Source organism: Nocardia sp. NBC_01377 (assembly GCF_045040005.1).
Lineage (GTDB): Bacteria > Actinomycetota > Actinomycetes > Mycobacteriales > Mycobacteriaceae > Nocardia > Nocardia noduli.
The window spans coordinates 5,685,036-5,697,201 of record NZ_CP109566.1 but is presented as its reverse complement, the minus strand read 5'-3'; the positions used below and the strand labels follow the sequence as shown (position 1 = coordinate 5,697,201).

Here is a 12,166-nt window from a genome sequence, read left to right as displayed (position 1 = left end):
AATGCGTATGTCGACATGGATCCGTCAGCACCTGGCAGCGCTACGCGCGCTGCTCGTACTCACCGCGATCACCGGAATCGTCTATCCGGTAGCCGTTTTCGCGGTCGCCCAAGTGCCTGGACTGAACGACAAGGCCGACGGCTCGCTCATCACGGTCGACGGAAAGACAGTGGGCTCCAGCCTCATCGGACAGCCATTCACCGATAAGGACGGCAACATGCTGATGCAGTACTTCCAGAGCAGGCCGTCCGCAGCGGGCGACGGGTACGACCCGCTGTCCACCGCGGCGAGCAACCTCGGCCCGGAGAGCATCGTCGACACACTCGACGCCGATCCGGCGAACGTGAAGTCGAGCCTGCTCACCACCGTGTGCGCGCGGAGCAAGGAGATCGCCGACCGTGAGGGGGTCGACGGAAGCCGTCCGTTCTGCACTGAAGACGGTGTCGGCGCAGTGCTCTCGGTGATCGGCCCGCGCGACGCCGACGGCGAGGTCTCGCACCCGGTTCAGGTTGTCAGCGTGAACCAGGCGTGCCCGACGACACCGTTCCTGGACACCTACAAGGGCGTCAAGGTCGAATGCGCCAAGCCGGGCGAGGACTACTCGACCGGCCGGATCGTCCCGATCCACGGGGACGCCTCGACCGATACACCCGTGCCCGCCGACGCGGTCACCGCCAGCGGCAGCGGCCTGGATCCGCATATCTCCCCCGCGTATGCGGGGATCCAGATAGCACGAATCGCCAAGGCCCGCAACATTTCCGAGGATCAGGTGCAGGTGCTCGTCGAGGCTCACACCGATGGCCGCGACCTCGGCTTCCTCGGGGAACCGCGCGTCAATGTGGTCGAGTTGAACCTCGACCTCGACAGCAAGCACCCGTTCCGCGGTTGATCATCCAGCATCGATCGAACGGCCCGGCCAGCAATGTATTTGCCGGCCGGGCCGTTCCTCGTTGGGGTGACTTCGCGGTTGGGCCTTTTCGCAGGATGGTTGGTGGTTGGCTTGACGCGCCAACATCGGATTCGGCGGTCGCGGATGGGCGAACGTGAGCCGCGGATCAAGGCCGGATGGGCGAATCCGGCACCGAAGCTGGCCACGCTGATCGCGGGCATGTACGTGTGCGGACAGCATCGACGATGTCGACCTGCTGCGCAGTGGTGGCACGAAAATGCTGATCGGCGGCGAGCACGCGCCCTCAACTATTCCCTTGTCGATAGATAAGTTGGTGGCGTTTGATCACCAGTCTGCTGCAGCACTGTGTCGAGTTTATGCCCGGAAACGAGACCTATGTCCTCCGTTGCACGGGGTAGTGCTCGACCCAGAATTGTTCCGGCGGGGAAGATTCCCAATGCCAGGATCCAGCCAGCATCGACAGTAGTCGCCGACCGAAAGAACTCCGACTACTTGACGTTGATTCAGTCATGTCGCCCTCCTCCTGTCAGCGTTGATTCCGAGGCGCCGAGTAGTTTCTTGAACAACGCAATTCCGCCAGCTCCGGCCCAGAATCCGGCTACCAAAGTAGTGATGATTACCCGCTCTGTAACGCAGCGGCTGCTGTTGACCTATTCGTTCGACACCTGGCGCGGCCGAGTGGTGCGCACCGTGTACCAACTGATTTGGCCTTGATGACGGTGTGGGCACTGCTCACGCTGGGCAACGTCTTGGCTGGCTCCACGGATCAGCTTCTCCGGTGTGCTGGAATCCCGTGGTGGGGAAGGCGGCGTAGATGGTGCTGCGGCCAACGAGATCGACTGCGCCGGGACTGAAATACACAGGTACGGACGGCACGAAAATGCCCTCGAACTCTAGGTCCGCGCGGAGCAGCCAGCGTGAGGACGGACCAGCGGCTGTGGATATCGTGACCGGGACGCCATGGACGCTGGGATTGAGCCCGATCTGCAGGGCGAGTTCCTCGGGCAGTTGGGTGTGCGCCGCGCCCGTGTCGATGAGGGCCTTGGTGAAAGTCACGGCGAGTTGTCCGGGGCCGGGCGCTCCATAGAGTACGAGTTCGGCTCCGGGGACGCCGCCGCTGGCGAGTTCGAAGTCATCGAAGTCCACCGGGATGGTCATCCTGAGTACTCCTGTTCGCGTTCCTGTCCGTCGATGAACGCGATGCCGATGGCAGGGGCTGGCAAAGCGTAATCGGCGGGATTCACACGCAACAGAGCTGTTGCGAGGTCGGGAGAAGCCTATGTCAGGCCATCGCCGTCCGATATGACCCATTGAAAGCGGTGAGTCTCGGTGAGCGACTCCCAGTTCGCACTGATCCAGCGACTACCGGGCGACGGTGAGTTGTAGGGCATTGTCAGGTTCTCTTGGACTTCGCTGGGCCGACGGTGGCGACGGATGGTGATGCACCGCTGCCGGTCTCGAAGATGGAATCCTCCGGATCGCTCGGGGCGGCGGGCTTGAACTTCGCGCCGACCTTATGTGTCTGCTCCGAGGAGAGCCCGCCACCGATGGTGACGACGTAGGCCTTGATGCCTGCCTTGCCTTCGCGGTTCCATGATCGGACCCGATCGTATTCGATCATTGCCCCGACGTGCCTTTGCGGGACCGAATGCCGCAGTTCTGAGTTCGACGAAGTGCGGGCTGACCCATTTGCTCGCGCAGGCGCGTCGCGCGGAGGCTCGTCAAGCCCGGGTGAGCGTGTTGTCGGATTACCACTCGGGGGCGGTGTGGTAGATCTCGCGGTATTCCTTGGTGAAGGCGCGGCGGCCGAGTACGCGCCAGGCGAGTCGGGCGGGCAGTGGCATTTCGGCCAGCAGATTCCGGCGGTGGGTGTCGGGGACGCCTTGCAGGATGAAGCCGAGGAAGATCAGCTGGCGGTCCTTGGGCATGTGTTCGCGGCCGCGTTCGCCGAGCGCTTGCCATTCGGGTGCGGTCATGACGTTCTCGACCACGGGCAGGATGCGTCGCTCCTCCTCGGTCATGTGCTTGTCGAGGGCATCGGAGAGTGCTCGTAGCGTGGCTGCGAGCCGATCCCGGATCGACGGGTCGGCGGCGGGGGCGCGGTCGAGCAGGATCGGCCACATGAGTTCGTCCTCGCCGGTGTTGTGATGGTGCAGGCCCGTGCCGAGTTCGTCGAGGAACGCGATCAGACGGCGGGCACGCTCGACGTCTCCGGGCGTGACCGCAGCGACGAGGCCGGGCAGGGCGCTGAAATGCCTGCGGAAAGCGTTGTGCAGGGCGATCATGTCGTAGGTATCGGGGCGTCCGGGTGCGATGGGGGTGGTGGTGCTCATGCTGCGCTCCTGTTGCTGTCGGGGGACCACGGCGACTGTGCGGCCCGCCGCTTGCGGCCCACTTGTAAGGCACTGCACGGGGGCCGTCCTAGACTTGGCGCGTCATGGTTCGGATCCGGGTACTCGGCGCGCTCACCGCGGCGGACGATCGGGGCGAACGCGATCTCGGCGGTCCGCGCCAACGCGGCGTGCTCGCGCGACTGTTGGTCGCGCGCGGCGAGGTGGTACCGGTCGATCGCCTGATCGACGAACTGTGGCGAGGTGAACCGCTGCCCGACCCCGACCCCGACCCCGACCCTGACCCTGTCGTTGGAGAGTTCGTTGATGAGGATGAACGCGCCCGCGTCGCGGTTTTCGGTGTACTTGTCGGCGATCACGATCGGACTCAGACGCAGAGTGATCGAGCCGATATCGTTGAGTGCCAACTCTGTTGACCGGTCGTGTTCGTCGAGGGTTTCCGGATCGAGTCGTGAGTGCAGTTCCTGGAGGGTCGCCCGGACGGTGGAGGTGGTGTGTTCGAGCGAGAGTCGGGTGCCCGCTCGCAGCGGGGGTCGCACTGAACCAGCAGACGATGGCGTCGAGCTCACATGCACGCACATGGTTGTGGCGCTTCGGAATCGCCACTCATCAGGACCGTGCCTCGTCCGAAGTCGATACCGTCGGCCAGTCGCACCGAGACCGACAGTGGCGCCACCCTGACCACGCGCTGCTCGTGGCGAAGTATCTACGGAAGTGACGGTACTGGTTGCGCCCGATAGTTAGGACGGCCGTGTCAGTGCCGGGATCTGCGATCGCGAACGACCACCCCTGCCCGGCGGAGGCACGGTGGTGCTGTCGTCGAATGAACTCTCCTGCGTCGGCTTCGTCCCCGTGGACAGAGACCGACGTGATCGAGGGAATCAGAGGATCCTTGCCCGCGGCGATTATCAAGTCCACATCGGAGGCCGCGAACGGTCGCAACCGGACCATGTCCGCGTCGAGTACCGGCACCACCAACCGCGTCATGAGTTCCACTCCATACCCGACAGGTCGGGTTGGCAATCAAATTCGAGTGGTGTCGGTTTTCGCGCACGGCGTCGTCCTCCAGCGCACTCACTGGTGTCGAGATTCGTGACAGAACGATGTCAGATTCGCGACCAAAGCAGCAGACCGGAGTCCGGCCGCTTCGGGTGCGCGATATCGTGTTCTGCCCTGCTCGAGGAGCATTCGGGAGAGAGTCGTGCTGGATGGACTGCTGGGCAGATGCGCAGCGGCGATCTCGTCGATGATTGTTGGTCGTGTGTGAGGTTGTCGGGTTCAGTGTTGGTCGAGGGCGGACAGTATTCGGGTCGGGTCGGCGAAGTACACCTGGCTGGTGGTGAGTAGATCGTCGGTGGTGGTGAACATCTCGACCGTCGGCATGGCAACGAGGTGTCCGGTGGTGCGCCTGGTGAATTCGACGACGCAGGTCAGCACTGCCTCGTGCCCCTCGGTGATGATCCGCTCGTGGGTGAAGGCGATCTCGAAGGCCTCGCCGATGTGGGTCATCAGCGTGATGTAGGCGTCGACGCCGGTGTGGGTGCCGCCCCAGGGCAGGCAGGCCGGTTCGATGATGGTGAAGCGCGGGTGCAGGATCTCGCTGAGGGCGGGTCGGTCGGCCTGCCCGGCGATGGTCAGCAGCCACCGCACCAGGGCGTCCGGTCGCGGGCCATCGCCGTTGTGGGCAGGCATGATTCAGGCTGCCAGCATGGTCTCGAGTTGGACGGGGTCGCCCAGGTAGAGTTTGCCCGCGCCGGTGGAGGCGTCGTCGGGCCAGATGATCTCCTGCCCGGTTTCCACGCCGGTGAGGATGCGTTCGGCGACCTCGGCGGGATCGGCTTTGTCGGCGTCGACGCCCGCGAGCATGTCGGTGTCGATTCCGCCGGGGTAGGCGCCGATCACCTCGATGCCGTCATCGCGTACCGCGGCCCGCAGCGCCTGGGTCATCGAATGGGCGGCGGCCTTGGACGCGCAGTAGCCGGCCATGGGCGCCACCGGCGCCAACGCGATGAGGGTGAGTACGTTGACCACCGCCGCTCCCCGTGTCCCGGCGGCGCGCAGTGACGGCAACCATGCCCGGGTGACTCGCAACGCGCCGAGATAGTTGGTGCCCAGGTCGCGTTCGAACAGGGCGAGGTCACCGGTGAGTACGTCGCCGAATCCGAGCACGCCGGCGTTGTTGATCAGCAGGTCGACACCGGAGGTCGCGTCGACCGCGGCGGCGACACTGCCGGGGTCGGTGACATCGAGTGCCAGCACCCGCACCCGCGGGTCGCGGCGGATGTCCTCGGCGACGGACTCGGGGTCGCGGGCCGCGACGTAGACGGTCGCGGCGTCACGACGCAGCAACTCGGCGACCAGCCGAGCGCCCAGACCGCGGTTCGCGCCGGTGACCAGGGCAGTGGATCCTGAAATTCGCACGTATGACTCCTCGGAGACGGTGTTTTCGAAGGACACACCGAACCTATCCGCTCACCAATGCGACGCACGATGCCTGAAAAACTCGAATAGTTGGCCGAAGCTCTCATCGATTAGGCTGCCGATCATGGATCCATTGGCGGACGTGCTCGCGGTGACGGGCGCACGGGGCACGGTCGCCGCCACCGTGCACGCCGGCCCGCATTGGGGGCTGGCGATCGAGGATGTCCCCGGCGCGGCCTTTCACGCGGTCAACACCGGAACCGCCTGGCTGATGCTGGATCGACAACCGCCGCGCCAACTCCTGCCCGGCGACGTCGTGTTGCTGCCGACCGGCACACGCCACCGGCTGGCCAGCGACCCGCACCAGCCGTGTCGCCCCTTCGACCACGCCGCCGCCAGGACAGCACTGGCCAATGGCGGCATCCTGCACGCGGGCGAACAACCGCATCGAACCCGGATCCTCTGCGCCTCTTACCATCTCGACCCAGCCACCACCACGCCACTGCTGACGCTGCTGCCGGAGTCGATCCAGCCCGCACCCGATTCCACCACCGCACTCGGTGATCTGGTGCGCCTACTCGGCCACGAGATCCAGCACCCCCGCCCCGCCGCCGCCACCGCGCTCGACCGGCTGCTCGACCTGGTCCTCATCCACATCCTGCGGGTCTGGCTGTCCACCGCCGACCCGCGCACGCCTCCGTCATGGTTGGCGGCGCTGCGTGATCCCGGCATGGCCGCGGCGCTGTCGGCGCTGCACACCGACCCCGCCCGCGCGTGGACGGTCGACCAGCTGGCCGCCCACATTTGCGTCTCACGCGCCACCCTGGCCCGCCGCTTCACGACACTGGTCGGCGAAACCCCGAACAGCTACCTGACCCGCTGGCGGATGGAACTGGCCGCCCACCGGCTACGCACCACCACCGACCCGATCGCGCCCATCGCCCACTCGGTCGGCTACACCAGCGAACACGCCTTCAGCCGCGCCTTCAGCCGCGCCCACGGCCACTCACCCGGCCGCTACCGCACGCGACACTGCCTGCCCGAGCAACCGGCGCAGCCGTAGCATCGCATTTCGCACGGGCCAGGGGACAGGACAGTGGAGAGAATCCGCTTGGCCGATCCGGATCGGTCGAATGTGCTGCCGGTATGACACAACCCTCTGCCACCGTGCGTGCCGCCACCCCGGTCGATCTGGCCGCAGTATCGGACTCGGCCATCGCGTTCTACACAGCAGACGGATTCACCATCGACGAACAGAAGGGCGAATTGCTGCATCGACCGCCCGACGCGGTAGTGGGTTCTTGTCACAGCTGGGTCCCCGGGACCGCTCGGTTCATCAGGGTGGTGAGCATGTCTTGCCTGTCCGGCCAGGGAAAGGCAGGTACGCCGGAGGCGAGTGAGGCATAGCCGTGCAGCGCGACCCACAGGACGGTCGCGTCGAGTGGGGGGTTGGCGGCGTCGAGTGCGGCCACGGTGGTGACGAGTCGTTCGAAGGCGCGGCCGCCGGAAAGTGCGGTCAGTGGGCTGTGGGCCTCGAGACTTCCGCTGCCGGAACTGCGATGTCGTTCGAAGGCGACCCGGTACCGGTGCGGGACTTCTCGGCGAAGGTCAGGTAGGCATCGCATATCAGGTCCAGGTGGCGAACCTACAGAAACCGGCATGAGAACCAAGGCCGGACCGTATCGCGGTCCTGCCCGACGCGGTGTCGGAGTCGCTGATTCAATTCGACGCGGTGCAGGTCGCGATCGAGACCTGGCGAGGATTGTTGTGAACGAGCCGAGCCTCGACATCAGCCCCGGGATCGGGTCCTGTCGGCCTCGGATCCGGCGGTCCAGAAACTGGCGGTCACCGGTAATCACGAAGCCTCGGATCCCGGCCTGCTGGTTGATCAGCGCCACCCGTGACTGGACAGTCCGGACCAGTGCGGCTGGGTGGTCCTGATCCGGCTGGTGGCGTTGTTAGTGTCGGCGATCACCCGCACACCCGCCCCAGCCCCGACGAGTACCACGACCATCGAGCACCAGCCGACCGCGTTATGGCTCGCGGCGGGTCCGATCCGCGCTGAAGAGTCAGCCGGTGCGTCCGTTGATTCCGCCTGCGGCATTGCACCACGAGGTGGATACTCTTGCCGCGTCGACGTAGTCGGTGTTCTTCGTGAAGCCGATGTCGGAGAACATGCCGACTTCGATCTCGGTCGGACTGACTCCCTGTGCTGGTGCGGTACTGGCTTCGCCGGGGTGACAGACGCCGCTGAGGGTGCCGAAGTCGCCCGAAACGGCTGGTCGCGACTGTCCGCCATCGGTGGTGGAGTCTCCACTCCACGCACAACCCGCCGCCAGAACGACAATCGCCAACGCGAAATGACCATCGGCTGCGATCTCATCGAAGTCCTCCTAGGGCGAAGCCCTGCGCGGCGCTGACAAGTGCCGTCACTTCATTCGATGCCGTCGACAGGACTGGAGCACGATTCAGCACGGCGTGATCGACGTGACGTGGCGCCGAATCTTGCCCGGGGTGTGATCGAGTCCATAGAGGCTGTGAGAGCAGAACCGAATATAATCAATCAAGCAGTTGATTACAAGGTGGTTCGAGGAGTGTCCGGGGTGGCGTGGCAAGCTCTACAGAGTTGACTCATCCGAGGCGAGGGGCCATATGTCGATCAGTTCACCGTCGCTGGGGCGTCCGGTCGGCGCCCATGGAGAGCAGACGCGGCAGCGTGTCATCGCGGCCACGATGCGTTGTGTTGCCGAGGTGGGCTATTCCCGTGCGACGATCCGCGAGATCGCTCGCGTGGCCGGTATGACCAGCGGCAGCCTGTACCACTACTTTCCCAACAAAGCCGAACTGATGAAGGCCACGTTCCTCGAACTCGCCGATATCGCGGTTCCCGGCCTGGTGGCCGCTGCGGCCCGAACCGAAGGTGTGCTGAACAAGCTGATGGTGGTGCTGGACGAGGGCGACGGTCTCCTGCGTGACTATCCCTACGCGGTGGCCTTCGACCGTGCGATTCGTGCCGAAGGCGCTCAACATCTTCACCTTGCCGAGAACAGCGACACGATATTCGCGGCCTTGCGCCATCTCATCGTCGGCATCATCGAGCAGGCGGCCGCGGAAGGTGCGCTCGGTCCGGGCGTCGACATCGACAGTGCTGCCGATGCGATCTATGCCTTGCTGATAGGACTCTACGAGCATGCCGCCAACGCGCCGGACGAGAGTTACCACTCGGCGCTTCGGGCATCGAAACTGCTGATCAGCGGTGCCCTTTTCGACTACGCCAGATTGGATTCTCCCGGTTCGGGCACGAAGTAGCCGGTGCCGGGGTGTCGAGTTCTCGATCGGGTTCGTGCGCGTGAGATCTTCGCCTCGCTCGGCACGTCGGACAGAGGTCGGGGGCGATCAGCGTGACGCCTGATCGCCCCCTGACTGTCGCAGTCGCGAGTGAATTTCGGAAATCTTTCGTCTCGGGTATGTGGTGGCTTGGACAACGCGTTCGTTCGCGTCGTCGTGTTACTTCAGGTCGTTGAGGCTTTTGCCGACGTCGGCGAGTGTCAGCGGCTTGCCGAAATCCTGGGTGTACTTGTACGGGGTGAAGCCACAGCGGAATTGGCCGTTGTTGGGCTTGAAGTCGGCGGCTTTCCATCCGGTCGTGGTGGCTTGCTGGACGTTGAAGCAGCGTGTCTGTTCGGTCAGCGGGCGCGACAGGTCCACCGGAGCCTGAAGGCCGCCGCCGGTCCAGGCGGTCTCCTTCAGTGCCGTGTTGTAGACGCACGCTCGGGTCAGGTTGTCGCCGCAGCTGGTGGCGGATCTGGCGAACAGCAGCCAGGATTGGAAAGCTCGAAGGACCTGGTAGGTGATCGGTGAGCCGGGCGCGTACTGGTCGAACAGTTGCTCGAGCTGCCCGATCGCGGGGGTCGTCGCGGCGGCGTCCAGTGGCGCGGTGCCGTTGAGGTCGGCGATGTTGTTCTGGGTTCCCAGGGAGCTCTTCACGCCGTCGAGGAAGGTCTGGTTGTAGGCGTTGGAGTTGGCGTCGATCCAGTCCAGCTTGTAGTTCATGCTGGTGAGGATGTCCTCGAGTTTGGCGAGGTAACGGAAATCGCCGAGGAAGATCAGGCCTTTGACGTTGGCGTTCTTGATGGCTTGGGCGTAGGGGGTCCAGTCCGAGACGCCCGCGGCGGGGTAGAGGTCGCTGTAGACGACCTTGGCGCCCGAGGCGGTGAACGATTCGGTGAGTTTCTCACCCATCACCTTGGTCAACGGTGAGTCGCCGTTGATCATGCCGATGGCGCCCAGGGAATTCGGGTAGGCCTCTTTGGTCAGCCATTCGTACATTCCGGAGTACGGGTTGACCGTCTCGGACAAGGACGATCCGGGGCCGACTTGCAGGTCAGCTCCGGTATTGGCCGACTGTGTCACCTGCGCCGGGAACTCCGGCAGCAGGCAGGAGAGCCGATCTTTGACGCCGAGTCCGTCGAGCGCGGCACTGCCTCCGACGAGGACGAAATCCTCGCGGCAGGCTTCGAGCATGCGCTGTCGGACCTCCATGAGATTGGTGTCACGCAGGTTGGTGGTGATCTTGCGGCCGTTGATACCCCCTGCGGCGTTGCACCAGGATGTGAAGACCTTCGCGGCGTCGACGTAGTCGGGGTTCTTGGTGAACCCGATGTCGGAGAACATGCCGACCTCGATGTCGGTCGCCGTTACCCCTTGTGCCGATGCGCTCTTCGCCGCGCCCGGCTGACAGACGCTGGTCAGGTTCCCGAAGTTGCCCGACGCGGCAGGCCCGGAGGAGCCGCCGCCTTCCGCGGTCTCGTTACCGCCGCTCTCGCGACCACAACCTGCTGCTACGAGCGCGATCGCGATCAGGGCGAGGACTATTCGCTGTGGTTTCACCGTGTTCCTCCTTGCGGGCGCGGTGACCGATGCGAACCGACATCGTCGCCTTGCCTTTGCTCGTCGTTGAGCAGCAGGTGCCGCGGATAGCACCGGTTGCCCGAGTGAAATGGATTCTCGGAATTGACATTCGATCGTCGGGGAGGAACGCGGATACGAGACTGCATCGACGGGTCCAGCAACGACATCGACTGGTGTGAAGGTCGGGCGGCTATAGCTGTTGGTCTCCGTGCGCATGAGCCGGGATGGGCAGCGGGGCAGCGTCGGGAGCCGGGGGGAGTCCCCAGGTGACGAAGGCCATCGCCGCCATCGTGTAGGTGCCGACAACGAAGATCAGTTCCATCGCCTGATGGATTCCCAGCGCGTCGACCGAGCGTTGCCACATTTCCCAGGTCGCGTGACCATCGGCGAGCAACTCGTCGGTGATGTCGAGGACCAATCGGTCGTTTCCTTCGAAGCTGTCGTTGCCGACCGCCAGGTGGGCGATGTCGTCTGCCGAAACGCCGCCCGCGACCGCGATTTTGACGTGCTGGCCCCACTCGTAGGCGGAGCGGTGGGTGTAGGCGACCCGCAGAATGGCCAGCTCACGTAAACGCAGTGGCAACTCGCCTCGGCGCAGAAGGTGAGTGTTGAAGCTCAAGAATGCGCGGGCCAGTTCCGGGTGATGGGCGAGCAAGCCGACGATGTCGAATTTCAGGGGGTCGTACTCGTGTCCCGATCCCGCGCGCGGCACCTTCTCGCCGGTCATCCCCAGCAGTACGCCGTAGGCTCTGTATTCGGCGTCGCCCCATTCTTCGGCGGGAAGCGGAGCGAGCCGGGAGACCTCACGGTCGCGGTTCATGTTCTTCTTCCTCCGTTGACGCCGATGATCTGGCCGGTGATGTATGAGGATTCGTCCTGGCACAGGAAGATCGCCGCGTTGGCGATGTCCTCGGGCCGTCCGGCCCGCCGCACGGGGGTGATGCTGGCGAAATGTTCGAGGCTGTCGGTGAAATTGCCCTCGGCGATCGCTTTTTCGAGCATCGGGGTCACGACCATGCCGGGTGGAATGGTGTTGACGGTGATCCCGCGAGGGCCGAGCTCGAGTGCCAAGGCTTTGGTGAATCCGATCAGCCCGGCCTTGGACGCGACATAGGCCGTCATATAGGACTGGCCGCCTTGAGCGCTGGAGGAGGAGATGTTCACGATGCGCCCCCATTTGGCGGCCTGCATGTCGGGCAACACTTCCTGCGTGCAGATGAACGGTCCCCGCAGGTTGACCGCCATGATGCGGTCCCACTGGGTGTCATCGATCCGGGTGAACTTTCCGAACTGCTCGACCCCGGCGTTGTTGACCAAGATCAGGATCGGGCCGAACTCGGCTCGGATCTTTCCCACCGCCGTTTCGACCTGCCCACGGTCGGAGACGTCCACGACGTAGCCCTCGACGGTGCCCCCCTGCTCGCGCAAGCGGGTGACCTCGGTGTCGAGTAGTTCGGCGTCGATGTCGAAGACGGCTACTTTGGTGCCCCGTGCGACGAGGGCCTCGGTGATCGCCAGTCCGAGCCCGGATGCCCCGCCGGTGACGATCGCGCTCGTTCCTTCGAAAGCCATG

The 12,166-nt window shown here is 64.7% G+C and carries 13 protein-coding genes and 1 pseudogene; 3 read left to right on the top strand and 11 right to left on the bottom strand.

Annotation, left to right across the window (positions count from 1 at the left end; translation table 11 throughout):
- Position 1: 1 nt before the first annotated feature.
- Positions 2-889, top strand: a complete 888-nt coding sequence (locus tag OG225_RS26330) for a potassium-transporting ATPase subunit C (RefSeq protein ID WP_405177723.1) — start codon at positions 2-4, stop codon at positions 887-889.
- A gap of 753 nt (positions 890-1,642) precedes the next feature.
- Here OG225_RS26330 and OG225_RS26325 read toward each other — a convergent pair.
- The 6 genes and pseudogenes from OG225_RS26325 to OG225_RS26300 all read right to left on the bottom strand — a co-directional run bounded on the left by OG225_RS26325 (position 1,643) and on the right by OG225_RS26300 (position 5,682).
- Complete coding sequence (locus tag OG225_RS26325; RefSeq protein WP_405177722.1) at positions 1,643-2,068, bottom strand: retropepsin-like aspartic protease; 426 nt, start codon at positions 2,066-2,068, stop codon at positions 1,643-1,645.
- Positions 2,069-2,303: 235 nt separating this feature from the next.
- On the bottom strand, positions 2,304-2,531 hold the full coding sequence (locus OG225_RS26320) for a hypothetical protein (protein WP_405177721.1): 228 nt from the start codon (positions 2,529-2,531) through the stop codon (positions 2,304-2,306).
- A 127-nt stretch (positions 2,532-2,658) separates the two neighbouring features.
- Entirely contained in the window at positions 2,659-3,243 is a 585-nt protein-coding gene (locus OG225_RS26315) for a hemerythrin domain-containing protein (protein WP_405177720.1), read from the bottom strand.
- Between the two features lie 347 nt (positions 3,244-3,590).
- Positions 3,591-3,842: pseudogene (locus tag OG225_RS26310) on the bottom strand (elongation factor 1-alpha C-terminal domain-related protein); the annotation flags it as partial.
- Between the two features lie 697 nt (positions 3,843-4,539).
- Positions 4,540-4,953 (bottom strand): nuclear transport factor 2 family protein, encoded by a 414-nt coding sequence (locus OG225_RS26305; protein ID WP_405177719.1) that lies wholly within the window; start codon positions 4,951-4,953, stop codon positions 4,540-4,542.
- Between the two features lie 3 nt (positions 4,954-4,956).
- Positions 4,957-5,682, bottom strand: a complete 726-nt coding sequence (locus OG225_RS26300) for an SDR family NAD(P)-dependent oxidoreductase (RefSeq protein ID WP_405177718.1) — start codon at positions 5,680-5,682, stop codon at positions 4,957-4,959.
- A gap of 124 nt (positions 5,683-5,806) precedes the next feature.
- Between OG225_RS26300 and OG225_RS26295 the strand changes: the two genes are divergently transcribed.
- Entirely contained in the window at positions 5,807-6,745 is a 939-nt protein-coding gene (locus OG225_RS26295; RefSeq protein WP_405177717.1) for an AraC family transcriptional regulator, read from the top strand.
- Between the two features lie 241 nt (positions 6,746-6,986).
- Here the strand turns inward: OG225_RS26295 and OG225_RS26290 are convergent, their stop codons facing one another.
- A complete protein-coding gene (locus tag OG225_RS26290) occupies positions 6,987-7,307 on the bottom strand; it encodes a TetR-like C-terminal domain-containing protein (protein WP_405177716.1) in 321 nt (106 codons plus the stop codon).
- 444 nt (positions 7,308-7,751) lie between these two features.
- A complete protein-coding gene (locus OG225_RS26285) occupies positions 7,752-8,036 on the bottom strand; it encodes a hypothetical protein (protein WP_405177715.1) in 285 nt (94 codons plus the stop codon).
- Positions 8,037-8,334: 298 nt separating this feature from the next.
- On the opposite strand from OG225_RS26285, the gene OG225_RS26280 reads away from it, so the two are divergent.
- On the top strand, positions 8,335-8,991 hold the full coding sequence (locus OG225_RS26280) for a TetR/AcrR family transcriptional regulator (protein WP_405177714.1): 657 nt from the start codon (positions 8,335-8,337) through the stop codon (positions 8,989-8,991).
- Between the two features lie 198 nt (positions 8,992-9,189).
- On the opposite strand, the gene OG225_RS26275 is transcribed toward OG225_RS26280, so the two are convergent.
- The 3 genes from OG225_RS26275 to OG225_RS26265 all read right to left on the bottom strand — a co-directional run bounded on the left by OG225_RS26275 (position 9,190) and on the right by OG225_RS26265 (position 12,165).
- Positions 9,190-10,572, bottom strand: a complete 1,383-nt coding sequence (locus OG225_RS26275; RefSeq protein ID WP_405177713.1) for an ABC transporter substrate-binding protein — start codon at positions 10,570-10,572, stop codon at positions 9,190-9,192.
- Between the two features lie 211 nt (positions 10,573-10,783).
- Positions 10,784-11,413 (bottom strand): carboxymuconolactone decarboxylase family protein, encoded by a 630-nt coding sequence (locus tag OG225_RS26270; protein ID WP_405177712.1) that lies wholly within the window; start codon positions 11,411-11,413, stop codon positions 10,784-10,786.
- Positions 11,410-12,165 carry an SDR family NAD(P)-dependent oxidoreductase gene (locus tag OG225_RS26265; protein WP_405177711.1) on the bottom strand — a complete coding sequence of 252 codons (756 nt, stop codon included), beginning with the start codon at positions 12,163-12,165 and terminating at the stop codon, positions 11,410-11,412. The genes OG225_RS26270 and OG225_RS26265 overlap by 4 nt, the downstream gene beginning before the upstream one ends.
- Position 12,166 lies beyond the last annotated feature (1 nt).